Source organism: Thioalkalivibrio sp. ALE31, from assembly GCF_000377405.1.
In the GTDB taxonomy this organism is placed as follows: Bacteria; Pseudomonadota; Gammaproteobacteria; order Ectothiorhodospirales; family Ectothiorhodospiraceae; genus Thioalkalivibrio.
Genome location: NZ_KB905030.1, coordinates 32,996 through 57,688 on the forward strand (window position 1 = coordinate 32,996; position 24,693 = coordinate 57,688).

Annotated in this window: 25 protein-coding genes and 4 tRNA genes; 7 read left to right on the forward strand and 22 right to left on the reverse strand. The window is 64.6% G+C overall.

The features are described from left to right. Nucleotides 1-48: 48 nt before the first annotated feature. From D103_RS0112660 to D103_RS0112735, 16 genes are all read right to left on the reverse strand, one after another. The gene (locus D103_RS0112660; RefSeq protein ID WP_018877055.1) at nucleotides 49-1,383 is read right to left on the reverse strand and encodes an OmpP1/FadL family transporter; all 1,335 of its coding nucleotides are present in this window, start codon (nucleotides 1,381-1,383) and stop codon (nucleotides 49-51) included. Between the two features lie 284 nt (nucleotides 1,384-1,667). Next, on the reverse strand, nucleotides 1,668-2,840 hold the full coding sequence (locus tag D103_RS0112665) for a radical SAM protein (RefSeq protein WP_018867543.1): 1,173 nt from the start codon (nucleotides 2,838-2,840) through the stop codon (nucleotides 1,668-1,670). A gap of 54 nt (nucleotides 2,841-2,894) precedes the next feature. Next, entirely contained in the window at nucleotides 2,895-3,977 is a 1,083-nt protein-coding gene (locus D103_RS0112670; protein ID WP_018877056.1) for an NAD(P)/FAD-dependent oxidoreductase, read from the reverse strand. Nucleotides 3,978-3,999: 22 nt separating this feature from the next. Then, the gene (locus tag D103_RS0112675) at nucleotides 4,000-5,094 is read right to left on the reverse strand and encodes a biotin/lipoate A/B protein ligase family protein (protein ID WP_018877057.1); all 1,095 of its coding nucleotides are present in this window, start codon (nucleotides 5,092-5,094) and stop codon (nucleotides 4,000-4,002) included. Then, entirely contained in the window at nucleotides 5,087-6,268 is a 1,182-nt protein-coding gene (locus D103_RS0112680; protein ID WP_018877058.1) for a radical SAM protein, read from the reverse strand. Before D103_RS0112680 ends, D103_RS0112675 begins: the two co-directional genes overlap by 8 nt. A gap of 106 nt (nucleotides 6,269-6,374) precedes the next feature. Continuing rightward, a complete protein-coding gene (locus tag D103_RS0112685) occupies nucleotides 6,375-6,812 on the reverse strand; it encodes a glycine cleavage system protein H (protein WP_012982053.1) in 438 nt (145 codons plus the stop codon). A 36-nt stretch (nucleotides 6,813-6,848) separates the two neighbouring features. Further along, the gene (locus tag D103_RS0112690; protein ID WP_026279299.1) at nucleotides 6,849-7,256 is read right to left on the reverse strand and encodes a DsrE family protein; all 408 of its coding nucleotides are present in this window, start codon (nucleotides 7,254-7,256) and stop codon (nucleotides 6,849-6,851) included. Nucleotides 7,257-7,264: 8 nt separating this feature from the next. Beyond that, entirely contained in the window at nucleotides 7,265-7,711 is a 447-nt protein-coding gene (locus D103_RS0112695) for a glycine cleavage system protein H (protein WP_018867548.1), read from the reverse strand. A gap of 110 nt (nucleotides 7,712-7,821) precedes the next feature. Next, entirely contained in the window at nucleotides 7,822-8,733 is a 912-nt protein-coding gene (locus D103_RS0112700) for a CoB--CoM heterodisulfide reductase iron-sulfur subunit B family protein (RefSeq protein ID WP_018867549.1), read from the reverse strand. Beyond that, the gene (locus D103_RS0112705) at nucleotides 8,726-9,442 is read right to left on the reverse strand and encodes a 4Fe-4S dicluster domain-containing protein (RefSeq protein ID WP_018867550.1); all 717 of its coding nucleotides are present in this window, start codon (nucleotides 9,440-9,442) and stop codon (nucleotides 8,726-8,728) included. The genes D103_RS0112700 and D103_RS0112705 overlap by 8 nt, the downstream gene beginning before the upstream one ends. A gap of 49 nt (nucleotides 9,443-9,491) precedes the next feature. Next, nucleotides 9,492-10,364 carry a hypothetical protein gene (locus D103_RS0112710; RefSeq protein ID WP_018877059.1) on the reverse strand — a complete coding sequence of 291 codons (873 nt, stop codon included), beginning with the start codon at nucleotides 10,362-10,364 and terminating at the stop codon, nucleotides 9,492-9,494. Then, on the reverse strand, nucleotides 10,303-11,331 hold the full coding sequence (locus tag D103_RS0112715; RefSeq protein WP_018877060.1) for an FAD-dependent oxidoreductase: 1,029 nt from the start codon (nucleotides 11,329-11,331) through the stop codon (nucleotides 10,303-10,305). The genes D103_RS0112710 and D103_RS0112715 overlap by 62 nt, the downstream gene beginning before the upstream one ends. A gap of 23 nt (nucleotides 11,332-11,354) precedes the next feature. After that, entirely contained in the window at nucleotides 11,355-12,761 is a 1,407-nt protein-coding gene (locus tag D103_RS0112720) for a heterodisulfide reductase-related iron-sulfur binding cluster (protein WP_018867553.1), read from the reverse strand. A 43-nt stretch (nucleotides 12,762-12,804) separates the two neighbouring features. Beyond that, nucleotides 12,805-13,479, reverse strand: coding sequence for a 4Fe-4S dicluster domain-containing protein (locus D103_RS0112725; RefSeq protein WP_017941141.1), 675 nt, complete (start codon nucleotides 13,477-13,479; stop codon nucleotides 12,805-12,807). A 189-nt stretch (nucleotides 13,480-13,668) separates the two neighbouring features. After that, complete coding sequence (locus D103_RS0112730; protein ID WP_017941140.1) at nucleotides 13,669-13,899, reverse strand: sulfurtransferase TusA family protein; 231 nt, start codon at nucleotides 13,897-13,899, stop codon at nucleotides 13,669-13,671. A gap of 137 nt (nucleotides 13,900-14,036) precedes the next feature. Continuing rightward, nucleotides 14,037-14,366, reverse strand: a complete 330-nt coding sequence (locus D103_RS0112735) for a rhodanese-like domain-containing protein (RefSeq protein WP_018867554.1) — start codon at nucleotides 14,364-14,366, stop codon at nucleotides 14,037-14,039. A 199-nt stretch (nucleotides 14,367-14,565) separates the two neighbouring features. Here D103_RS0112735 and D103_RS0112740 point away from each other — a divergent pair, with 199 nt between their 5' ends. From D103_RS0112740 to soxB, 3 genes are all read left to right on the forward strand, one after another. Continuing rightward, entirely contained in the window at nucleotides 14,566-14,919 is a 354-nt protein-coding gene (locus D103_RS0112740) for a hypothetical protein (protein WP_018867555.1), read from the forward strand. Nucleotides 14,920-14,995: 76 nt separating this feature from the next. Continuing rightward, on the forward strand, nucleotides 14,996-16,417 hold the full coding sequence (locus D103_RS0112745; protein ID WP_026280367.1) for a M48 family metalloprotease: 1,422 nt from the start codon (nucleotides 14,996-14,998) through the stop codon (nucleotides 16,415-16,417). 94 nt (nucleotides 16,418-16,511) lie between these two features. After that, nucleotides 16,512-18,320 carry a thiosulfohydrolase SoxB gene (gene soxB / locus D103_RS0112750; protein ID WP_018877062.1) on the forward strand — a complete coding sequence of 603 codons (1,809 nt, stop codon included), beginning with the start codon at nucleotides 16,512-16,514 and terminating at the stop codon, nucleotides 18,318-18,320. 142 nt (nucleotides 18,321-18,462) lie between these two features. Here soxB and D103_RS0112755 read toward each other — a convergent pair whose 3' ends face one another. From D103_RS0112755 to D103_RS0112775, 5 genes are all read right to left on the reverse strand, one after another. Then, entirely contained in the window at nucleotides 18,463-18,894 is a 432-nt protein-coding gene (locus tag D103_RS0112755) for an RT0821/Lpp0805 family surface protein (RefSeq protein WP_018877063.1), read from the reverse strand. Nucleotides 18,895-19,090: 196 nt separating this feature from the next. Continuing rightward, nucleotides 19,091-19,166, reverse strand: a tRNA-Lys gene (locus D103_RS0112760). A 16-nt stretch (nucleotides 19,167-19,182) separates the two neighbouring features. Beyond that, nucleotides 19,183-19,258, reverse strand: a tRNA-His gene (locus D103_RS0112765). Between the two features lie 40 nt (nucleotides 19,259-19,298). After that, nucleotides 19,299-19,375: transfer RNA gene (locus D103_RS0112770), tRNA-Arg, on the reverse strand. 67 nt (nucleotides 19,376-19,442) lie between these two features. Then, nucleotides 19,443-19,519, reverse strand: a tRNA-Pro gene (locus D103_RS0112775). 173 nt (nucleotides 19,520-19,692) lie between these two features. Between D103_RS0112775 and D103_RS0112780 the strand changes: the two genes are divergently transcribed. Both D103_RS0112780 and folD read left to right on the forward strand, forming a co-directional pair. Continuing rightward, nucleotides 19,693-20,568: a GGDEF domain-containing protein gene (locus D103_RS0112780; protein ID WP_018877064.1), complete on the forward strand. Its 876-nt coding sequence runs from the start codon at nucleotides 19,693-19,695 to the stop codon at nucleotides 20,566-20,568. Between the two features lie 107 nt (nucleotides 20,569-20,675). Beyond that, nucleotides 20,676-21,539, forward strand: coding sequence for a bifunctional methylenetetrahydrofolate dehydrogenase/methenyltetrahydrofolate cyclohydrolase FolD (gene folD, locus D103_RS0112785; RefSeq protein WP_018867251.1), 864 nt, complete (start codon nucleotides 20,676-20,678; stop codon nucleotides 21,537-21,539). A 31-nt stretch (nucleotides 21,540-21,570) separates the two neighbouring features. Here folD and gltX read toward each other — a convergent pair whose 3' ends face one another. Further along, the gene (gene gltX / locus D103_RS0112790) at nucleotides 21,571-23,004 is read right to left on the reverse strand and encodes a glutamate--tRNA ligase (RefSeq protein ID WP_018877065.1); all 1,434 of its coding nucleotides are present in this window, start codon (nucleotides 23,002-23,004) and stop codon (nucleotides 21,571-21,573) included. A gap of 192 nt (nucleotides 23,005-23,196) precedes the next feature. Here gltX and D103_RS0112795 point away from each other — a divergent pair, with 192 nt between their 5' ends. Together D103_RS0112795 and D103_RS0112800 are read left to right on the forward strand one after the other, a co-directional pair. Beyond that, nucleotides 23,197-23,712: a peptidylprolyl isomerase gene (locus tag D103_RS0112795; protein WP_018137548.1), complete on the forward strand. Its 516-nt coding sequence runs from the start codon at nucleotides 23,197-23,199 to the stop codon at nucleotides 23,710-23,712. 8 nt (nucleotides 23,713-23,720) lie between these two features. After that, nucleotides 23,721-24,476, forward strand: a complete 756-nt coding sequence (locus tag D103_RS0112800; RefSeq protein ID WP_018877066.1) for a UDP-2,3-diacylglucosamine diphosphatase — start codon at nucleotides 23,721-23,723, stop codon at nucleotides 24,474-24,476. Nucleotides 24,477-24,693 lie beyond the last annotated feature (217 nt).

Genomic DNA, 24,693 nt, shown 5'->3' on the forward strand with positions numbered 1-24,693 from the left:
ACGACACCGAAGTCCGCGGCGGTCAGGCGACCGCCCCGGACCTCCCGATCAGAACCGGTACGCGTACCCGATCTCGAGCTCGTACTGACGCATCTCGATCTTGATATCCTGACCGTCCAACGGGTTGGTACCACTCACACTCTTCCTTGGCGCGTACATCGCAGCGAAGTTGAGTTCGTGGTTGTCACCAAAGCCCTTGGTAAAGCCTGCCGTGAAATGATCTTCCATCACGGCCGGTGCGAGGATATTAATCAAAACATCATCCGAGCGAACCGGGTTCTGGCCACGGTTGTAGCCAACTCGCCACGTCCAGTCATTGCCAGCTTCAAATTGGGCACCGATTTTAAAGACGTTGATGTCTCGCCATCCGAACCCGGGACCATTCTGCCCTCCAAGTCGAGCTTCCGGGTCTCCGGTTGCGGGATCGCCACCCATCATGCCAATGGCTTCGGGGCTATTGAAGAGGTTAGAGAAGGGGTTGGAAACTGCATCCACATCCGAGTAGTTGATTCGCTGATAGTCAGCAGCGATCGTGATGCTAGGCGTTACATCGAACGAGATGCCCGCACCCCAAGTCGACGGAATATCGAAACTTCCACCTTCCGCGAACAGACCACTGTAGTCGTCGAAATCACCGTTACGAATCTTGGATCGATAATTCGCACCCACCACTACGCCATCAGCCACTTCAGCCTGGAAGCCAATCTGACCGCCGTAGCCCCAGGCCGAATCGGTACCGTTGTCGCTAAGGTTGCCCGGATCTGAACTAAAATCCCCAAACCCTTGGAGTCCCGTTGCCTTGAATCGCGAATAGCTCACGATCGGGCTAACGCCGACACTGACCCGTCCGTCGGCAAATTTCTGTGCATACGTCGGGATAATGGCCAGCTGCTCGAGATTCACCCCTGCTGGCCCACCGCCAAACGTGCCGGTGGGCGCGCCCGGGCCATTATTGACATTAGGGTAATCCGTATTTAGCCCGCCATTGCCCAGTAGCGCTATACCCCAAGACCGCGTGTCATCGATTTGCTGAACATACCCCAGAGACGGAATGAAGAAATTCTTGCTCCCACTTTCCACCTCACCAGGTGCAAGCGGGAAAGGTCCCTGCCCTTGCGGCTGTCCAGCCGTGTAGGACCGCTCGGGGCGGAAGTAGGCGAGGGAGCCGTCGATGCGGGTTTCCATGCCGGCGATGCCGGCGGGGTTGATGCCCGGGGCATAGGCGTCCTGGGAGATCGCCATCCCGACGCCCCCCATGCCCTTGGCCTTGGTGCCGTAGCCGTGGGCGAAGTAGCCGTTGGTGGCGTGCGCGACGCCGGCGGAGCCCATGGCCAGGCCGACCGCGATCGTCACCAGGCTGCGGCGAATGATGCGTGCTTCCATTTTGTATCTCCTTTGGTGGTCTTCTTGTTGTGTTGTGCGAACACCCCGGTTACGCGCGGCCCCCTTGTAATGCCGCCGGTCCGGTCTTGGTGGTGTCCCCACGGCCCGCGCCACGGTGACCGACCGTGTCGCGAGTTTTTCGGCAGGTCTGTTCAAGGGCACTCTTCGGAATGGCCTTGATAACCCTGCTCGAAACCTGAATATTCAAAAAGTCTTATTGATCCCCTGACGTGCGAAAGCCCCGGGGATGCCGGGGCTTTCGCTGGATACTACCACTATCGTTTTCAGGCTGTCTTCTCGTCTTCCGCCTCGTCGGCGTCGAAGTCGAAGGTGCCGACGTCTTCCCCGGCCATCTGCCGCTTGACGAACCCGACGTCGCTGCTGTTCAGCGCGAACGGGAACGACAGGATGTCCGTCGGGCTGGAATCGCCGTAAGGGCGATTGCAGGCCGAGACCTCTTCGTCCGACTTGCCGGGGCAGCCGGAGGTCTGGAACGGCTTGCCGGAGGCGATCAGTTCCTCGACCTCGGACTGCGGCAGACCGAAGTCCACCACCTGGCCGTCGGCGTTGAACTTCATGTCGTCGATGCGGCCACCGGCGTAGTCGATGACGAAGCGGCCCAGCTGCACGCGGCGCCACTGGTCACGCGGGACCGGGTTCCAGTCTTCCATCAGCGAGCCCTCTTCCGGGAAGAAGGCAAACATGTGGTTATGACCGCCCAGGTCGCGGATGCGCTGGCAGACCTGCAGGATCTCTTCCTCGGTCTCGCCCATGCCGCAGATCAGGTGCGCGCCGAACTTCTCCGGGCCGAAGATCTCGGCGGCCCACTCGATGGACTGCCAGTACTTGTCCCAGGTATGCGGGCTCTCCACCGACTTGCCACGGGTGCGCTCGAAGATCTCCGGGGTCACCGCGTCCAGCGCGACGGTGAAGATGTCCGCGCCCTTGTCGCGCAGGAGCTGGAGGTCTTCATAGCTCATGGTGGTCGGGTTCGACAGGATCGACACCGGGATATGGTTGACCTCGGCGACCCAGCGCTCCAGCAGCTCGACGGTGTCGGCATCGGAGTTCGGATGCGTGATCATGGAGATGCACATGCGCTCGAACTGACCGGCGTCGGCATGATTCTTCACGCGCTCGATCACCTCGTCGTACTTGGCGGTCGGCCAGTCGACGCGGATGAAGTTGCGATCGGCGTAGTCCCGCGATTCCTCGCGGTGGCGGGCCAGGCCGCAGTAGGAGCAGTTGGCGCGGCAGCCTTCCGGATAGGTCACCAGGAGGTTCAGGCAGTGCGTGCAGGACGTGCGATGCATGGTGCCCGGCACCAGGCCCAGCGTGATCGCGGCCGCGGTGGACATCTGCACGTACTCCGGCGAACGCATGTCCGGGGTCTTGATGTGATAGTCGGGCCGGTAAAAGTTGATCGGCGCGACCATCTCCTCTGCACTTGCACTCATGGGGTTCCTCCAGCGTTGTCTCGGGGATGCCAGGCATCCGTCGACCGGGTCCGATTACGCGGCCCGGTCACCATCGTTGAAATACTCGGAAAATGCAATCCATCCGCGGCGCTGGGTGGCGTCTTCCTGCGCCCGCGGGGTTCGCCAGTGTTCGTTGAGGAAGGCACGCCGTTCGCAGGCCCGCTCCAGCGCCGGCCCGTACTGGTCGCGCATCTCCTCGTCGTAGTCGGCAAAGGCCTCGGCATCGCCTTCCAGGTGGCCGATCGCGGCCTCGCCGGCGGCCTCGCCCGACACCACGGCGGCGGCGATGCCGGCGCCGGTGATGGGGTGGGTCAGCCCGGCGGCATCGCCGACGAACAGGACATCCCCCGCCACCAGCGACTCCCGCAGGCCGCCGACCGGGATCGCCCCGCCGGTGCGATAGCGGATCTCTTCGCCCAGCAGGCCCTGCTCCACAAGCTGGGCGTGCAGGGACTCCAGCGGGGCCTTAAGGTCACCGGCGATCCGCTTGTCGGCGCCCAGACCAAGGTTGGCCCATTCCCCCTTGGGGAACAGCCACGCGTAGCCACCCGGATAATCGTCGGAGAGCCAGACATCGGTTGCGGTATAGGCCTTTTTCAGCGGCACGGTGTACTGGCGCGTCTGCACCGTGGGCAGAGACTCCAGGCCGAGCGATTCGGCGACCGGAGAATGCGGACCGTCGGCGGCAATCAGTACGCGATAGCCGACCTCCTGCTCCGCGCCCTGATGTTTCACCCGGGCGACGTGACGCTCGGCATCCACCGCCATCAGCGGCGTGGAGGTGACCAGCTGCGCCCCATTCGCCTCGGCCGCTCGGATGATGGCGCGGTCGAACTCGCCGCGATCCACCATCAGGCCGGGGAAGTCGGAATGCTCGACGGTGCCGGAGGGCAGGAAGCTCTGCATGGAATCGATGCGCTGCAGCAGAACGCCCTCGGGCTTTGCATAAGCGCCCATCGGGTTGGGGATAAACTCGGCGCACTGCACCGGCTCGCCAAACGCCTTGTTGCGCTCGACCGCCAGCACCGACAGCCCCGCCGCGGCACATACGCGCGCGGCGGAGGCCCCGCCGGGCCCCAGCCCCACCACCAGGACATCGACCCTGGACGGCAGCATCAGCGAAGGCTCCCGGCGCGGCTCACTGCGCGGCCGCCGAGTCGACCTCGGCCTGCGCCAGGGCCGACTGGATGGCGGCGATGAAGTCGTCGGCCGTCAGCTGCAGCATCTCCACGTCGCGTTCCGCGAAGAATGCGCGCACGCGATCCTCCATCTCGGCCTGCGGCGTATCGCGCAGGGCGGCTTCCAGATCCGCGATGGTCCGCGCCGGCTTGACGAAGATATCGCCGGTAATCCAGAGCTGCTTGAGGCGCTTGCGCTCGGGATCGAGCGCCGCACCCACGCGCATCAGGCCACCGTCGGACTTGAAGATGCTCTCGAACATCGGGGCGTCGGTCGCCGGGCGGTTGCGCTGGTACACCCACTCCTCGGTATCGATCTCGGCCAGGGCCGCGTCGAAGGCGCGACGCTCTTCCGGCAGCAGATCGGCGGCCTCGGTGCGCACGCCGAACTCCTCGGCGAAGGCACGCGCGATGGCGTCCTTCACCACATCCAGGGCCGGCATCTCCTCCAGCAGCGTCGCCAGGTTCACGACCCGGTCCCGGGCGGACTCGATCGCCTTGTTCGAGAGCTTCTCGGCCGGAATGCGCAGGATGCGCAGCATGTCCTCTACATCGAATTCGATCAGCAGCGTGCCCTGATACATGATCGACTCGCCATCGAAGGCGCCGCCGGTACCGGAGATCTTGCGGCCATCGACCTCGATGTCGTTACGCGGGCGGAACTGCGCGTCCACGCCCAGCGAGCGCATGCCCGCGGCCGCCGCGTTGCAGATGCGGGCGGCGATCTGGCCCATGTCCGCCGTGCCGAGGAAGCGCTTGTCCAGGTACAGCTCCCAGCCGAGCTGCGTGGCATCGAAATAGATCGCACCGCCGCCGGTAATGCGCCGCTGGATCGCGATCCCGTGCTCCTTGCAGTACTCGGTGTTGATCTCCTGGTCGACGTTCTGGTGAAAGCCCACCAGCGCGCAGGGCTCGAACTGCAGGAAGCGCAGGGTATGCGGGGAAACGCCTTCCTGGTGACACTCCAGCAGCGAGCGGTTGAAGGCCATGTTTTCGGCCGCCGGGCGCAGCCCGGTGTCCAGGACGCGCAGGGTCGTCTGATCGCGTTCAGGCATGACAGCCACCCCCGGACGCCACTTCGCCGCCTTCGGTCACGATGCGGATACCGCCCAGGCCCTGGCGGGCCTTGCGCTCCTGCTCCCGACGGCGGGTCTCCTCCGCCACGATGGTGTCGAGATCCAGCTCGACGCCGCTGCCGACGCCGGCGTCCTCGGCCATGACCTCGTCGCCGACCGCGATGGAACAGCAGGCCGGCGTGACCCGGACCTTCTTGCCCAGGCGCGCGGCGAGCTCGACCACGCCCTCGGCCGGGTGCGCGATGCCGGACAGTCCCGCCATCACCGCGTAGCTGTCGATCTGGCTCTTGGCCTCGCCCGGCGGCCGCGCGCAACCCAGCAGCAGCGACGTATCGCCCAGGCGCTCGCGCGCATCATGGAAGAAGCGACCGACCGCGTGCACGTCCGGGGTCTCGAACGGACGGCTGGCCGGGGCGTAGAACGGCATGACCACCACCAGCACCACCGCGTCGGGCAGATGGCGCGCCAGCATCTCCAGCGCGTTCCACTCGCCCAGCAGCTTGCCGTAGTGCAGGCCGATCACAATATGCGGGACCACCTTCATGTTGGTGTTCACCAGGCTCTCGAGGGTCTGCTCGAAATCATCCACGCTGCGCCGCAGGTGGTAGACCTGCGTGATCGTGTCCTGGGCCCCGATCACGTCCATCATGGCCGCGTCGATGCCGGCCTGCTCCATGGACAACGCGATGTCGTCATCCACCAGCGCCGTGTGCATGGCAATACGGAACTCGGGGAACTCGTCCTTGATCCGGCGGATGGTGGAGTAGTACGGGTCGTACTCCACCTCGTTGCGATGGTTGGAGCCTCCGGTCAGCAGCATGCCCTGGGCACCAGACTCGATCACACCATTCACCTGGCGCCAGAGATCCTCCGGGGTGCGGACGGGGATCATCGGCTCCAGTATCTTCGCCTTGCAGTGATCGCAGGCCAGCTTGCAGTCACCGCCGGTGATGGACATGGCCGGCCAGGCACTCTTGCCGCAATCGGCCAGTTCCGTCGACTGATAGGACTTGAACGTCGGGGTGTAGAAGTGCACCGAACCCGGGTCACCGCTGTGTCGCAGGCTGTGCTGGAGGTCATCAACCAGCGACGGATCGACAGGGACGTCCTCGAGGGGCTCGACCCGCTGGATTACATCGTTCCAGCTCGTCATGGGCGTTCTCCGGGTTCGGCGAATTTCTTGAAGGTTTTACTCGGGTATTACCGAAAAAAAGGGGCCGCCGACCTCGAGGGAACGGCGGCCCGGACCGGAAACGGGATCAGCAGCCGCCGAAACCGTCCGCTTCCATCTTGGCTTCGAAGGCCGCCAGGGCATCGGAGCCGGTCTTCAGATCGCCGACTTCGCCGTCCCAGTCTTCCGGCTTCAGCTTGATCAGCCAGCCTTCGCCGTAGGGGTCTTCGTTGATCAGCCCCGGATTGGCAGCAACCTTGTCATTGGTCTCGGTGACTTCACCGGTGACCGGGGTCTTCGCCGGACCCACCCACTTGCCGGATTCGACGGTGGTGCAGGACTTGTCCTTCTTGACCGTCTTGCCAACCTTCTTCGGGGTGTAGGACACGATCGTGCCCGCCAGCGAACAGGCGTAGGAAGTCAGGCCGACCGTCGCGGTACCGTCGCTTTCCTTGCGCACCCAAACGTTGTTTTCAACGTTGTACATCAGATCTTCCGGAATATCACAACCCCGAACTGCACCCATGTCTTCCTCCAGGAATATTCAAATAAAGCGGGAAAATTAAAACGTTATCGTTTTATCACTGCGTAGTATCAGGTCGGCTAGTTCGCTCGCCCGATTCACTTCATCGACTTCGTCGATGAGATCCGAAGACGCGTCGATTCTATACCCCGGCAGCGCGGGCTGGCAAACGTGCAGCCGCACTCCGGCGCGCTTCGCGTCCTGAATAAAATCCTTGATCAATTTGCCGTCTTCCATGGCCCGGAGGTCGTCCGCGACCCCCTTCTCCATCAGGCGCACGCCTTCCATAGTGAAGAAGATATAGACATCCACGTCCATGGACGCCATCACGGAACCGAGATAGAACGGGGTGGCACAGCGCCCCGGCGTCGACGGGCCCGAGGTCATGATGATCACGACCGTCTGCTCGTCGTTGTCCAGGTAGTAGTCGTCGTCGAGATTCGCCATGGTTTCGCTCACCGCAGCTTGCGCTGGCACTGGATGTCATCATCCTTGGCCCGCTTGCAATAGCCTTCCTCGGCCTTGTCCCCGGTCAGGAATTCCTCCAGCGCCGCCTCGACCCCGTTGGTCGGCTCGACCCGGGCGATCCAGGCATTGTACGGGTCCGAGTTCAGCAGCACCGGATTCTCCAGCACCTCGTCATTCCCCTCGACGATCTTGCAGTCGATGAAGTTCGGGATCGGGCCTGCCCACTTGCCACTCTCGATGGTCGCCACCGGCTTGCCCGGGGGGCGTCGCGTACCGGGGCGCCGGACGCGCACGTGGATGATCTTCCCCGCGATCGTCTGCGACAGGTCGGTCATCCCCACCGTCAGGGTGTCGTCGTCCTCGCGGCGCAGCCAGATCTGGAACTCGTCGTCGTAGAACAGTTCAGGGTGAAACTCGCAGCCGTTGCAATCCATGTTTCGCCTCGTTCCCGGGACCGAGCGGACCCGTGCCTCCACAAAAAACGGGCGCCAGGCGCCCGTCTTCTGAACTCGTCAATGGGCCATGCTGGGCATGGATCGGGGGATCAGATGACCCCCTTCTCCTTCAGCAGACCAATCGAGTCACTCACGTTTTCGTGAATGCCCAGCTTGCGCGGGGACAGGCCCATGGCCAGACCCAGCAGCTGGGTGAAGTACAGCACCTTCACGTCGGTCTTGATCCCGAACTCGGTCTCGGCGCGCACCTGATGCATCTCCAGACCAGAGTGGCAGGTCGGGCACTCGGTCGCGATCACTTCCGCGCCGGAGTCCTCAGCTGACTGCAGCAGGTTCAGCACCAGCTGGGTCGAGGTGTCGGAATCCGACAGCGTATGCGCCCCGCCGCAGCAGGACGTCTTCAGCGGGTACTCGACGTTCACCGCGCCGGCGGCACCCAGCAGGTCGTCCATGAAGTGCGGCTGATAGCTGGAGTCGGAACCCGGGCCATTGTCCTTCTCGGGGAAGATCTGGCGCGGGCGGGTATACATGCAGCCGTAGTAGTTGGCGACTTTGATGCCGTTCAGGCTCTTGGTCATCTTCTGCTTGATCCCCTCGGGACCCAGCTCTTCCATCAGCCACTCGAGCAGGTGCAGCGTGCGCACGTCGCCGCTGTAGACCGGGTCGTCCGACTTGCGCGCCAGATCCTGGACGGTATTCATCGCGTCCTCGGAGGTGGCGGTCTCGTACTCGGCCTTCTTCAGGTTGTGGTAGCAGCCGTTGCACGGCGCCATCACGGTGTCCATGCCCATCTGCTCGGAGGCGATCGCCATGTTCCGCGCGGACAGGTAGGTCTGCAGCATGGGATGGACGTTCTTCACCTCCATCGCACCACAGCAGTTCCAGTCCCGCAGGTTCTCCATCTCGAGACCCAGCGCCTTGACCAGCACGCGGGTGGAGCGGTCGTACGGCCCACCGGAGCCCTCGAGCGCGCAACCCGGATAGTAAGCAACCTTAGCCATGAGCGGCCTCCTTCTGTTCGCGCACGTAATTCTTCAGCACGTCCCCGGTCTTGCCCCAGGACTTCGTGCGCGGCGTATGAATCGTGTTGAAGCCCATCGCCATCAGATGCTTCACCGGCAGGTGCTTCATCATGCGGAAGATGAACACCTTCAGCCATTCCTGCACCAGCGGCTGGCCGGTCTTCTTGAAGAAGTTCTGCATGACCTTGCCGTCTTCGATGCGGCCGGTCTTGTAGATCTGGTCGGCGAACTCTTCGTCGAAGTGCGTGGACGGGGCCTTCTCGGTGATCCCTTCCTCTTCCATCCAGTGCGCCAGGGCCTTCATGACCCCTTCCGGCTTCACGTCCTTCGGGCAGATGTTCGTGCACTTGTTGCACGAGACGCACTGCCAGATGATGTCCTTGTCCTTGACCAGCTCTTCCTTCATGCCCAGACGGGTCAGGTAGATCCAGTAGCGCGGATTGAACTGCACGTTCTGCGCGTACATCGTGCAGGAGTTCGTGCACGACCCGCACTGCCAGCAGCGGTGGACGTTTTCGCCACCCGCGAAGCTCTGGATCTTCGATTCGAAATCGTCGTCGTAATCGCGCACCGTGCGCGGGGCGATCATGGTGTTCCAGTGGCCGGACACATCCACCCCGTCGACCACCAGCTCATCGTGCTGCTGGAGGCGCTCGTCCTCGATCAGTGCCTTTTCATGTATTGCCATGACGTCTCTCCGAAAACCTGTGTAGCCAGGCTCAAGTTCGTTCCGTTATTCAATGCAGCGACGCATCGGTTCCTTTCAGACGACCTTCCGGGGAGTCGATCCCCAGCATCTTGACAGCCAGTTCCAGCGGGTCCTGCTTGGTACCGAACTGGTTGTCGATCATCCCCAGACTCATTGACAGCGACCGGGCATAGTCCGAATAGGCCTGCACCCAGACCAGGTCCGTCACGAACGGCAGGTCCCGATAGAAGCCTTCCTCGGCCAGCGCATCGAAAAACCAGCGCCGCGCCCCCTCGATCGCCCCGACCGAATCCCCGATGGGGATCGACCGGAGAGTGTCATTGCCGCGGATAAACTCCCGCAGCGCACCCGTCGTGGTCGACGTATCCCAGACCCAGCGACACGCCAGCGGCATGGCCTCGGGGTCCGCGAAGTGCAGGATCTCGGCACCGAAGTCCCAGATCGCTCGCCGCAGCTTCTTGTCGTCGGCCGCCAGGTCCGCGAACCCGGCAAGGCGCTCGTTGACCTCGACATCCGGCCGGACCAGCGCCCGAACCCCGTCGACCAGCGCACCCTGTCGTTCGGCCATCAACGAGCGCAGCTTGCGCCGGACCGAGAACACCAGACCGCCAAGGGTCCGGACATCCTCGGCATCGATCTCGTCGCCCTTGGCCACGATCGCGGCAAACACCTCGTGCTTCGACCGCAGGGCCTCGATGAAGGTCTCCAGTCCGTCGACCCCGCCGGCCTCGGCGATGGCCTCGTTCAGACTGTTCAGCTTCGTCGAAAGGATCTCCTTGTCGAAGCTGACCTCCAGCGGCTCCGGGGAGAGCCCCGAAGCCGCCGCGTCGCTAACGACCTCAGCCGGCTTTCTGAACCAGCGCATGCAGATCCGCAACCGCGCGACCACCAGCGGCGGCACCCTGGGCGATCGAGTCATCGATCGTCTCGGGACCGTAGGCCGCACCGCAGGAATAGACGCCCTTGCGGGTGGTGCCACAGGTGTTGGTGTACTGCTCGGCGCGCTCCAGGAAGCCGTGCTTCTCGAGCCCGACACCGAAGACCTGCGAGATCTCGGGATTGTCGGCGTTCGGGTCCATGCCGATCGCGTGCACCACGATGTCGAACGGGATGACGATAGGACGCTTGACCAGGGTGTCTTCGCCCTTGACCAGCAGGCGGCCATCACCAGAGGCCGTCACTTCGGCGATACGCGCCTTGACGAACTTGGTTTTGAACTCTTCCTGGGACTTCCAGTAGAACTTGTCTTCGTACAGGCCGAAGGTCCGGATGTCCATGTAGTAGATGAACACGTCGGTTTCCGGCGAGATCTCCTTGATCTCCATCGCCAGGTTGGCGGACACGGTGCAGCAGATCTTGGAGCACCACTCGCGGCCGATCTGGCGGTCACGGGAACCCACGCACAGCAGGATGCAGACCCGCTCGGGCACACGGCCGTCGGACGGGCAGGCGATCTTGCCGCTGGCGACCATCTGCTCCATCTGGGTGGTGGTCAGGACGTCTTCGTACGTCCCGAAACCCCACTCCGGCTTGTTGATGGAGTCGAAATGGGTAAAGCCGGTGGCGAGCACCACGGCGCCGGCCTGGACCGATTCGCCATTGGTCAGGGTCGCGGTGAAGTTGCCGGCTTCGCCGTCCAGCTTCTCGACCTTGGCACCCTTGTGCACGGTGGCGTTCGAGTCATCCTCGACACGCTTGACCATGCGGCCGATGGCGTCCTTCGCCCACTCGCCGGAGGGCACCAGCTTGGCGTAGCCCGAGAGGATCGGGGCGCCCCCCAGGACGTCTTCCTTCTCGACCATCACGGCCTTGAAGCCAGCCGAGGTGACATTCGCGGCGGCGGCCAGACCGGCCGGGCCACCACCCACTACTAGAACGGTATCTTGCTGCATCAGACCTTGCCCCCGTAAGCGAGTTCAGGATTGTAGAGGTATTCGATATTGCCGGCCTCGACCTCCTTCAGGTACTCCTGGAAGGTCTTCTTGGCCTCGGACCAGGACATGCCCATCTTCTCGACCAGGTCCTCGCAGGGCGACGCATGCCACTGCAGCTGGACGATCTTGAACGGATCCGCACCGCAGGCCAGGGCCGCGAACTGGACTTCCGCCATGATCGGGATCTGGAAGTTCTGGTTGTGGGCCTTACCGATCCACTGGTTCTTGTCCATGGTGGTGACGCAGCCGGTGTCGTTGGCCAGCATCACGTCGGCGTTGGCTTCCTCGCGGGCCACGCGGATCTTGCGATCCATCGTGAACGAGCGGGTGAACTCGCGCTCGGAGATGATGTGGCGGAAGCCGAAGCCGCAGCAGTCGTACCAGGTCGAGTAGTCGATCACCTGCGCACCCAGGGCCTGGGCGGTGGAGGTGATGATCGCGGTACGGTTGCCACCCAGCACGGACGGATCGTACACCGCGTCCTCGTGCACCATCTTGTAGTAATGGCAGGCCACGTGGGCGGTCGTGCGGATATTGGAGACGTCGATGGTCTGCAGCTCGGAGGCAATGCGGTTGCGCATCACGTGCACCCACTCGGAGTAGTGGATGATCTCTTCCGGGATGACCAGCTTGCCGTCGACCAGGCGCCCCAGCTTGCCAAGGATCTTGGTGACCTTTTCGCGCAGCTCGGCGGACTCCACCAGATACTTGCGGATCTCCTTGTAGTTACCAAAGGAGGTGCCGCAATGGACCAGCGGGTAGAAGTGACCCAGCTCATGGCCGTGCTGCTTGCCGGAGACGTAGGCCTGGTGGAAGTTGCGCAGGAACACCGCCGCCAGCGACTCGACGTTCCCGATACCGGAACCGTGGTAGTTCCACGCGGTGCAGGAGGTCTGGTCGGTCTCGTCGAGGTAGTCCTTGCCCGGCTCGAAGCCGAACTTGTTCATGAACCACAGCAGCGAGGTCGGGTAGCCCGGGATGTTGCCGCACTGGCCGCAGGACTTGTGGTGCCACAGCTGCTTGGTCGGGACCTTCTTCTCCCAGCCGAACAGGGTGTTCACCGACATCGGCTCGTGCTGATCCTCGATGCGATGGATGATGATCTGGCCGTCCTTCTCGAGCTCGTACATATGCTCGCGGACGTCATCCATGCGATCACCAAGATCGATGGTGCGGCGGTCGACGTGCTTGCGCACCCAGTCGGTGGCCTTGACCGCGTCTTCCTTCGACAGATCGGTCGACTGGAAGAACGAACCGTGACCGGCGATGCCCTGGCCGTCGGTGTTGTGGTAGCCCGGCTTCATGGTGCCGGCGCCAGCGCCTTCACCATTCTGGTTGTGATTGCCTGGGGTCTGTTCACTCATAACGCTTCTCCTGATGTCTTGGATGCGGGATTCGGCGAGCGACTTATTCGTCGTCTTCCTCTTCCTGCTCCTCGAGCCAGTCTTCGTAGTCCTCGCGCTTCTCGTCGATGAAGTCTTCGATCACGTCGAAGAGGTTCTCGTCCATCAGTTCGAGGGACTTCAGGACCCCGGTCATTTCCCAGATGGTGTACATCTCGACCGAGGTCTTCAGGGACACTTCCCAGGCGGTCTCGACCGTCTGCAGCGTCTTCACCGGAATCGCCTTGCGCAGGATGCGCAGATCGCCTTCCACCTTCTGGATGTTGGGGCCCCAGTCAGGGAAGTGATCGGGCTGGATCATATCGGGGGACAGCTGGTTACCCGTGGTGATCAGCTTGAGCATGACGCGGCCGAACGGACGGAGTACGTCCTTCGCGGACTGCATCTCGTGCTTGATGGCCACTTCGCGCATGATCGCGACCAGGCCACCGGGAGAGTTCTTGAACGGGCAGCGCGCCGCACAGGTCATGCACTGGGCGCAGGCCCAGATCTTCTCCTGCATCGCGTCGTAGATCTGCTCGACGTTCTCGGTCCAGAGCAGCTGGACGATCTCGCGTGGCGAGTAATCGTAGAACTGAGCGGACGGGCACGTGGCCGTGCAGATCCCACAGTTCAGGCAGCCGTTGAGCTCGTGGTCGTAGCGAAAATCCCCGCGGATATCGTCGAAGATTTGCTGCATCTCAGCGTATGTCGCCATATCTCACACCTCTTCGCTTTAGGCGATGCAGGTTTCTTTGTGAACCTTGCGCAGCCAGCCTAGACCTCGTCCAGGCACCAATCCAGTTACCGCATGGCAACCGTCGTTATTCAGGATTCGGGGCGGTCAACCCTTGCGGATTGCCGCCCCGAATCAAGCGTTTGAAACGCTTCAGGCCTTCTTTACGAGGAAGTAGAACTTGCCGCCTTCTTCCTTGTGTTCCATCAGCTCGTTGCCGGTCTGCTTGGCGAAGGCCTGGAAGTCCTTCACGGCGCCCGGATCGGTGGCGATGATATGCAGAACCTGGCCGGCGTCCATCGCGGCGAGCGCCTTCTTGGCGCGCAGAATGGGCAGCGGGCAGTTCAGGCCGGAAGCATCGAGTTCTTGGTCAAAGTTGGCCATCGTTTCTCTCCTTTGAGTGCGTTTTATCAGTCGGGTACTGCAGTCCGAATCGGGCCCTGAACGCGACAGCCACGACCGAACGGTTACCTACCGAATTCCCCCTTATAGGCGAAACGGCATCGGAATACAACCGAATTCTAATCCGGGCTTACCACCGGCTTGCCCGTCTGTGCCCAGCCGACGATGCCGCCCCGCAGGCTGCTGGCGCAGTCGACACCCTGCTGGGCGAGAAAGGCACAGGCCTGCGCGGATCGGGCGCCACTCTGGCAGTAGATCACCAGCGGCGTGTCGTCGCCGGTGAACTCGTCCTTGCGCATTGGCAGGGTTGCCAGCGGGATCAGCTCGGCGCCCGGAATGACCCCACGCCCGGTCTCGCCCGGCGAGCGCACGTCGAGCAGGCGAAAGGTCTTGCCTTCGCTGCGCCACTGCTCCAGTTCGTCCGGGGTGATCTCGCTGAATCCGTACACGCTGTGCTCCGGGTCGTCTCGTCGTGGAATGCGAACTCTCGCGACTCCCGCCGGCATGCCTTTGGCGCTGACAGCGCAAGAGTGGGCGCGGAGCATAGCGAAACCGGCCGCAAATGCAAACAAGTCCGACGGCGGGCAGGTGGATGGTCGCCCGTCGCGAAAAGTTCTGCTATGGTCGCTCCCGCTTCAGGAAACGCTGATGCATACTGATCAGCTTCATTGCTTCGCGGAGGATATCCCGGTGGACAAGAGCGAATTCCAGGTGGACGGCCATTACGCCGTCACGCTGAAAGACGAAAACGGCAAGCTGCGCCCCGCCAACATCTATGTGCACGACATGCAGGACGACTACATGATCGCGCGCCGCACCTCCGGTGGCGACGTCGGCCTGCTGTTCAAGATGGGCTACGACGACATCGTTAAGAAGGTCCGGACTCACAAGGTACTGGATCGCAAGAAGTTCATGGTGCCCGAGGCGATGCTCAAGCCGAAGCTGTGGGAAACCCGTGACAGCATGCGCACCTATTCGTCGGCCCCGGGGCTTGGCAAGTAACTACGCCTCCCGGCATTGCCGCAATGCAGGGCCGGCGCCCGCCGGCCCTCGCGGCCTGCTGTTTATTGCTCATTTCCTGCTCGCCGCGCTGCTGGCGCTGGCACTACTGGCGGCCCCGCCCGCCCACTCCGGCGGGGTCTCCCTCCCTGATCTCGGCGAGGCCTCCGGCGGCGTCCTGACCCCCGCCGAAGAACGCGAGCTCGGTCGCTCGCTGCTGCGCGAGATCCGCCGCACCGCCCCGCTGGTCACCGACCCCGAGGTCGTGTTCTACGTGGACTCGCTCGGGCGCCAGCTCCTGGCTAACGCCCCCAGTGCAGACGGCCCCTTCTACTTCCTGACCGTAGACAACGGCCAGGTCAACGCCTTTGCGATGCCCGGGGGCATCATCGGCATTCACGCCGGACTGATCCTCGAGGTACGCGATGAAGCCGAACTGGCGGCGGTCATGGCACACGAGATCGCCCATGTGACCCAGCGTCACCTGGCGCGCATGTTCGCGCGCGGGCGCGACATCAACTTCACCACCGGCCTGGCGATCCTGGCGGGCATCCTCGCCTCCGCGGTCGACCCGACGCTGGGCTCGGCGGTCATCACCGGCGGCGTGGCCGGCGGCATCCAGCAGCAGATCAACTTCACCCGCGCGAACGAGGCCGAGGCCGACCGCGCCGGCATGCAGATCCTGCAGGGCACCGGGTTCGACCCGCACGCGATGGCGGATTTCTTCGAGCGGTTGCAGGAGCTCTCGCGCGGGGTCGGCGACCAGGTACCGGAATACCTGCGCACCCACCCGGTGACCCTCGACCGCATCACCGATGCCCGCAACCGGGCCAGCCAGATGGCCGCGACCGAAACCCGCGCCCGCGGGCCCGAATTCGAATGGATGCAGGCCCGCGTGCAGGCCCTGAAAGACCCGCGCCGCACCCTGGAGCGCTTTCGCGCGACGGACTCCCCATCCCCCGCGCGGCGCTATGGCGCAGCCGTCGCCTATCTCGAGCGCGGAGAGGCCACCCGCGCGCGCGAACAACTGGAACGGCTCGATGCCGCCGACGCCCCCGGGCTGACCCTCGAGCTGGCGTTCACCGCCCTGCTGCGCGAGGAGGGCGAACATGAACAGGCCCTCGAGCGGCTCCAGGACCTGGACGCGGTGTACCCCGGCCACCCGGTGATCCGGGAACGCCTCGCCCGCGTACACCGGGATCTTGGCCAGCCCGATCGCGCGATCCGCATCCTGTCGGACATGATCCGCCAGGAGGCCGCCCCCAACCCGGAGCTGCTGCGCCTGCAGGCCGAAATCGCGGACGGCGCGGGCTATGTTGCAATCAGCCGCGAAGCCATGGCCGAATACTTCTTCCACCGCGCTCAGTATGAAGAAGCGGTCCGCCAGTTCGAGGCCGCCATGGACGCCTCGGATGCCAGCGAACGGGACCGCCAGCGTATCGAGGACAAGCGTGACTCCGCCCGCGAGACCGCGCGCGAGGCGCGCGAGGGGCGGCGCTAGGGAATGCACGCCGGCAACGGATCGTCTACCTCGCGTCGCAAAATGTCTTTACTGCCATTCACCACCAACCCGGAATAGAGAGGTAGGACTCCTCATGCACATCTCACGCCGAGAATTCATGCAGTTGCTGGCCGCCGCCAGCGCCGCCGGTTTCCCCCTGGGCACCGCTGCCTGCAGCAACAACAAGGGCGGCACCGCGGGTGATCCCTACGATGCGCTGGATCGCTTCGGCAACGTGCACCTGCTGCACTACACCGACTGCCACGCCCAGCTGAAGCCGATCTACTTCCGCGAACCGAACATGAACCTCGGCGTGGCCGACATGCGCAATCGCCCGCCGCATATCGTGGGCGAGCACTTCCTCAAGCACTACGACATCGAGCGCGACAGCATCTACGCGCACGCCTACACCAATCTCGACTTCATGGAAGCGGCCGAGAAATACGGTCGTGTGGGCGGCTTCGCGCACCTCAAGACCCTGGTCGACAAGCTGCGTGACTCCCGCCCGAACGCCCTCCTGCTGGATGGCGGCGATACCTGGGGCGGCGGCTCCGGCTCCGCGCTGTGGACCAACGCGCAGGACATGGTGGATGCACAGAAGCTGCTGGGCATCGACATCATGACCGGCCACTGGGAATTCACCTACGGCGCCGACCGCGTCGAAGAGGTCGTGAACGGCGACTTCGCCGACGCAGGCATCGACTTCGTGGCCCAGAACGTGCGCGACGTGGACTGGGGTGATCGGATCTTCAAGCCCTACGTGATCCGCGAGATGAATGGCGTGAACGTGGCGGTCGTAGGTCAGGCCTTCCCCTACACCCCCATCGCCAACCCGCGCTGGATGGTGGAGCAGTGGTCCTTCGGCATCCGCCCGGACGACATGCAGGAACAGGTCAACGCGGCCCGCGCGGAGGGCGCCGAGATCGTCGTCGCCCTGTCGCACAACGGCATGGACGTGGACATCAAGATGGCCGGTATGGTCGAGGGACTGGACGCCATCATGGGTGGCCACACCCACGACGCCGTGCCGCAGCCGCTGCCGGTGGAGCGCCCCGATGGCGGCACCTGCCTGGTCACCAACGCCGGCTCCAACGCCAAGTTTGTCGGCGTGCTGGACTTCGACTTCCGCGACGGCGCGATCCAGGACTGGGAATACCGCCTGGTGCCGGTGTTCGCCGAGATGCTGCCGGAACACCCGGGCATGGCCTCGTTCATCCACAACATGCGCAACAGCGAGGTCACCTGGAAGGGCGAAACCTTCAACATGGAGGAAAAGCTGTCCGAAGAACTGGCGGTCACCGACGACCTGCTTTACCGCCGCGGCAATTTCAACGGCACCTTCGACCAGCTGATCTGCGACGGCCTGATCGAATACAACGACGCCCAGATCTCCTTCTCCCCGGGCTTCCGCTGGGGCACCACGGTGCTGCCGGGCATGCCCATCACCTTCGAGCACGTGATGGATCAGACCGGCCTGACCTATCCGGAGATGACCCGCAACACCTTCACCGGGGCCCAGATCAAGGACATCCTGGAAGACGTCGCGGACAACCTCTATAACGCTGACCCCTTCTACCAGCAGGGCGGCGACATGGTGCGCGTCGGCGGCCTGAAGTACGCCATCGATCCGACCGCCGAGATCGGCAACCGGATCTCCGAGATGGAACTGGACGGCCGCAAGCTGGATGCCGACAAGGAATACGTCGTCGCCGGCTGGGCCAGCGTGCAGCAGAATGTTCCGGGCGGTGTCGGGGTCGACATCTGGGATGGTGTCGCCGAATACCTGCGCAGCCTGGACGGCAACGTACGCATCAGCGACCTCAACGAACCCAAGGTCAAGGGTATCGGCGAGGACAACCTCGGTTTCGTTCCGACCACCGAGGACATGTACCGCCGCTCCTGATCAGTTGCCGGCACCCGTCCGGGCCCGACCCGGAACGAGAAAGCCCCGCTCATGCGGGGCTTTTTTGTGGCTGCGCGGCTCTCGACAGCCGTGCTTGACCGGTTACCACCGGAACCCAAGACCGAGCGATCACGCCTGAACGTCAGACGTTCACCCAGCGCCCGCTGGCATCGCGGCAGGCCGTGCCCGTGATGGTCTCCGGATATCCGTCCATCGTCGCCTGCACCTGATACTCGCGGCAGTCCTGCCCCGAGGAACGGTAGGTGCGGGTGGGCGTGGCCTGATACTGATGCCCGGTGTTCGGATTGCGCCAGGTCGAGCTCTGCCGGTCCGGGACCGTCTCCAGCGTGCGCGACACCCGCATCCGGTCGACATCGTCCATGCTGCGCCCCACCGAACCGCCGATCGCCGCACCCGCCAGGGTGCCGGCAATAATCGCGGCGGTACGCCCGCGCCCGCCACCGATCTGACTGCCGATCGCGCCCCCGGCGGCCCCGCCGATCAGGGCCCCGGTCTGCTGCTTGCTGATCGTCTGACATCCGGTCAGAAAGGCCACCGAACCAACCAATGCCATAATCAAAATCAATCGCCCTGCCATTTTCCACCTCCCGCCGTTTCCAACCGCCTTGATCGGACATCACGCGGTTAGCTTACGCCCGCGCATCTGAACGACAGGTGAAGGAATGGCGGACAGGAGGTGTACCCAGCAAGACACAGAAAGACGCCCGCAGCAGCCGCCAGGCACCCTGTAGGGAATAACGAAAAGGAAATGGTGGGCCGTGTAGGAATCGAACCTACAACCAATGGATTAAGAGTCCACTGCTCTACCAATTGAGCTAACGGCCCCCGGAACAAAAGGGGATGGGGTGACCGATGGGACTCGAACCCACGACAACCGGAGTCACAATCCGGGACTCTACCAACTGAGCTACGGTCACCACCGTGTCACTGTACAGCTACTTGCGCGAGGGGCGGCCCTGGCGCGCCCGGCAGGACTCGAACCTGCAACCGTCGGCTTAGAAGGCCGATGCTCTATCCGGTTGAGCTACGAGCGCGTTACCGCCGAGCATTGGGGCCATGGCGCCTGATTCGAACCTGCCTGCAAGCCTTGGCCGGGAGCCATGGTCGGGGTAGAGGGATTCGAACCCCCGACATCCTGCTCCCAAAGCAGGCGCGCTACCAGACTGCGCTATACCCCGTCGAGCCGTCCCCGCAAAAAGGGCCTACACAGCGAGCGCAGGATGTTAGCCTTGGAAGAGGGATCCGGTCAAGGAAAAACGCGAAATTTCGGCCGCGCTCGCACCCGGCTACCGCCTGTCGTGGTAACGTCGACTCTACAACGTTCGCAAGGCTGCGACGCAGGGAGAAACGGATGCTCGACTGGGTAGCCAGTACGGCCATTGTGCTGGGGGCGGCAGGCCTTCTGTACGCCCAGTGGAAGCTCGCCCAGCTCCTGCGCCAACTGCCGCAAAGCCGCGTGCGTACGGGCTGGAAGATGATGGCCTTCCTGGTCCCGGTGTTCACCCTGGGCTATTTCGGCTACATCCCGTTGAACTGGGGCCTGTACCAGGGCCTTCCGGACCTGCTGGTCCCGGCGATCTTCCTGCTGGGCGGCTGTTTCGTCTGCACCGTGGTCGGCCTGACCCACAGTTCGTTGGAGAAGATTCGCCATATCACCCGCCTGGAACACGAATCCATTACCGACCCATTAACCGGGCTTTTCAACCGCCGCCATATGGACCGCCGACTGGATGAGGAGGTATCCCGGGCGCATCGCTACGAGCAGCCGCTATCGGCAGTAATGCTGGACATCGACGCATTTAAGCCGATCAATGATCGCCTCGGTCATCTCGTGGGCGACTACATACTGACCACGATCGCTCAACGCGTGCAGCAAGTCCTGCGGCGTTCGGATCTCGCGGCGCGTTTCGGAGGGGAAGAATTTGTCGTGATCGCCCCGCATACCAATCTCGACGCAGCCCTGGCCCTAGGGGAAAAGCTGCGCGATGCCATCTCCAGCACCCCCATCTCGCTCGTGGGTCACCAGGCCGCCCCGCCGTGCGCCCCGGACGAACTGACCGTCACTGTCAGTGTCGGTATCGCCACACTGGACGCGCACCCACAGTCATCCGACACCGGCGAAACCCTGATTGGCCGCGCCGACGACGCGCTCTATCGCGCCAAGCAGGACGGCCGCAACCGTTGCGAGGCCAGCCCCGCCACAACCAGCCTCTCCGCGGCGCTGTAACGGATTCTTCCTGCGTCCGCCGACAACACGGATTCCCGCCCGCGTCGGCTTGAGCGCCCGCCCCCGCCATGGGAAGATCGCGGGCATTCCTTCCAAGGCGAGACCCCATGACGGCCCAGCTCATCGACGGACGCGCGATCGGACAAAGTCACCGCGCACGGATCGCGACCGAGATCGAATCCATGACCGCCCGCGACCTGCGTCCGCCGGGTCTCGCCGTGGTCCTGGTCGGGACCAACCCGGCCTCCGAGGTGTACGTGCGCAACAAGCGCAAGGCCTGCGAACAGGTCGGCGTCGTCTCGCACTCCTACGACCTGCCGGCCGGCACCCCGCAGACCGACCTGCTGGCGCTGATCGACCAGCTCAACGCCGACCGCACCATCGACGGCATCCTGGTCCAGCTGCCCCTGCCCGACCACATCGACCCGGAAACGGTGATCGAGCGCATCTCTCCGGCCAAGGACGTGGACGGCTTCCACCCCTACAACGTCGGCCGCCTGGTGGCGCGCGTGCCGCGCCTGCGCCCGTGTACGCCCTGGGGCGTCATCCAGTTGCTGCGCCACATCGAGGAGCCGTTCAAGGGCCGCACCGCCTGCGTGATCGGCGCCTCCAACATCGTCGGGCGCCCGATGGCCCTGGAGCTGCTGCTGGCCGGCGCCACCCCGACCATCTGCCACCGCTTCACGCCGGACACCGCCGCCATCGCCCGCCAGTCCGACATCGTCGTCGCGGCCGTGGGCAAACCCGGCCTGGTCAAGGGCGACTGGATCAAGCCGGGGGCCACGGTCATCGATATCGGCATCAACCGCCGCGACGACGGGACGCTGACCGGGGACGTGGAGTTCGACGCCGCCGCCGAGAAGGCCGCCTGGATCACGCCCGTGCCGGGCGGCGTCGGCCCGATGACCGTGGCCATGCTGCTGGACAACACCCTGCGCGCCCGCGCCTTCGGGACCCACGAAGCGGGCTGACGACGCGCCCCGGGCCCGCCCAGGACCCCGCTCAACCGGCCGCGGCAATCTCCTGCGCGGCCCGCAGCCGCGCCCGCACCCGCTCGCGCCCCAGATACTCCCAGATCCGCGGCAGCTCCGGGCCAAAGGTCTGCCCGGAGAGGGCCGCGCGCAGCGGCATGAACAGCTTGCGCCCCTTGGCACCGGTCGCGGCCCCCACGGCCTTGGCCAGCGCCGGAAAGTCCTCGGCGTCATCCAGCGCCGCCAGCGCCGCGCCATAGAACGCAGCCTCGGCCCCCGCCAGCTCCTGGCGGGCGCTGTCGCTGTAGGGCATCGGGTCAGCCGCGAACGCCGCCACCCACACCGGCGCCTCGGCCGCCCGGCTGATGTTGTCCCGCAGCAGGCGCGCCAGGGCCGGCCGCTCGTCGGCGGCGACCCCCTCGAGCACGCCGGCCGCTTCCAGATAGGCCTGCAGTGACTCGTCCGACAGCCCGCGCAGGGCCTCCGACTGCCAGTGCTCCAGCTGCTGCGGATCATGCCGGGCCGCGCTGTGCCCGATCCGCTCGCGGCTGAAGCCGGCCGCCAGCGCCTCGGCCGAGAGCAACTCGTCCGACTCGAAGCGATGCCCGAGCCGCGCCAGGTGGTTCAGGATCGCCAGCGGCAGATAGCCATCGGCGCGCAGCTCCTCGACGCTGGCGGAGCCGTTGCGCTTGGACAACGGCGCCCCGTCCTGCCCCATCACCAGCGGCAGGTGGTGATAGGCCGGCGCCACCAGCCCCAGCGCCTCCAGCAGCAGCATCTGGCGCGGGGTGTTGGCGATATGGTCCTCGCCGCGCACCACGTCGGTCACGCCCATCAGGGCATCGTCGATCGCATTGGAGAAGAAGAAGGCGGGCGTGCCGTCGGAGCGCCGGATCACGAAGTCGCCGATCTCGTCGGTCCGAAAGCTCACCGGCCCGCGTACCCCGTCCTCGAAACGGACCGTCCGGCCCAGCGGCACGCGAAAGCGCAGGGTCGGCTTCTGCCCCTCGGCCGCGCGCCGCTCGGCCTCCTCCGCGCTCAGGTGGGCGCAGGTCCCGGGATAGCGCGGCGGCTTGCCCTGGGCGCGCATGCGCTTGCGCCCGCGGTCCAGCTCGGCGGCCGAGCAGAAGCACGGATAGGCCAGCCCCTGATCGATCAACTGCCGGTAATAACCCGCGTAGAGTTCGCCGCGCTCGGATTGCGCGTAGGGACCGGCGTCACCCCCTGCGCCGAAGCCCTCGTCCCAGTCCAGGCCCAGCCAGCGGAGATCACGCTGCAGGGCCTCGACAAACTCCGGCCGCGAGCGCTCGGCATCGGTGTCCTCGATCCGCAGCAGGAAACGGCCGCCGCGCGACCGCGCCAGCAGCGCGCTGAACAGCGCGGTGCGGACGTTGCCCAGATGCAGCAGGCCGGTGGGACTGGGGGCGAAACGGGTTCGGGTCATGGTGTTCGTCATCGCGCGCATGGTAGCGGAGCGCCCGCGGCCTCACCAGCGCCGCGTCCACACATCCAACCGGCGTGCTGGCAGGCCCCGCCGGTGGCGGGTACCATGCCCCCCTCGAATTCCCCGGAGGTCAGAACCATGCAGCGCATCCGCACCCGGCTTGCCATTGTGCTGGCCACCGCCCTTCTTGCCCTACTGCTTTCAGGAGCCCCCATGGCCGATACCAATCCGCAGGTCGCGATCGAAACCAACCATGGCCGCATCGTGCTGGAACTCAACGCCGAAGCCGCCCCGGAGACGGTCGCCAACTTCATGTCCTACGTGGATGACGGCTTCTACGACGGTACGATCTTTCACCGCGTGATCCCGGGATTCATGGTCCAGGGCGGCGGCTTCGACAAGAACATGAGCCAGAAGTCCGCTGGCGAGCCGATCCGCAACGAGGCGGACAACGGCCTGAAGAACGAGGTGGGCGCGATCTCCATGGCCCGTACCCAGGATCCGCACTCGGCCACCGCGCAGTTCTTCATCAACGTGAACGACAACGACTTCCTCAACCACACGGCCCCGAATGCGCAGGGCTGGGGTTATGCGGTCTTCGGCAAGGTGACCGAGGGCATGGACGTCGTGCGTCAGATCGAGTCCGTGCCCACCGGGCGTTCCGGCATGCACCAGGATGTGCCGCAGGAGCCGGTCGTGATGGAAAGCGTGAAACGCGTCGAGGACTGAGCCACCCCGTGGCTTCGAGCGCGCCGGCCCTGGTCATCTCCGACCTGCACCTGGATCGCGAGCCCGGCCCCCTGCTGGAGGCCGTACTTGCCTTCCTGAAGGGGCCGGCGCGCAGCGCCTCGGCGCTGTACATCCTCGGCGACCTGTTCGAATACTGGGTCGGCGATGACGCCGGCTTCCCGGCGGCCGAACAGCTCGCCGAGGCCCTGCAGACACTCGAGATCCCGGTCGCCTTCATCCACGGCAACCGGGATTTTCTCGTGGGCCCGGACTACGCCAAACGGGCGGGGATTCAGCTGGCGCCCGAGCCATTGCATGCGGCCCTGCCCTGCGGGCCCGCCGTGCTGCTGCATGGCGATTCCCTGTGCACCGACGACACCGAGCACATGGCCTTTCGCCAGCAGGTGCGCGGCGGCGAATGGCAGCGGGCCTTTCTGGCCCATCCGCTGGAGGAACGCATCCGCCAGGCCGAGGCCATGCGCGCCACCAGCCGCGACAACAGCCGGATGAAGGCCGACGCCATCATGGACGTGAATGCGAACGCCGTGGCCGATACCTTCCGCGACGCCGATGTCCCGCTGATGATTCATGGCCATACCCACCGCCCCGCGATCCACGACCTGGCGGTCGATGGTCAGCCGCGCCAGCGCTGCGTGCTCCCGGCCTGGGACGAGCACCCCGGCTACCTGGAGGTCGCGGCGACCGGCCCCGTCCTGCGCGAACTGGACGGCTCGCCCTACCCGGCGCACCTGCTGCACGCCTGAACCGCACTCTTCGCGCCGTTGCGCGGCTGGGCATGGTTCGTCGTCGGTGTTTACGGCGGCTTCGTTCGGCCGCCTGCTTTGTAGTGGCTGGTCCTGGCTCGGCCTCGGGTGTTTACGGTGCCTTCGGTCCGCATACTGCCTGGCGCTGACTCGCCAGCGCGCCCCGAGGCACTTTCTTGCTTGCCCAAGAAAGTGCCCAAAGAAGGGCACCCGGATT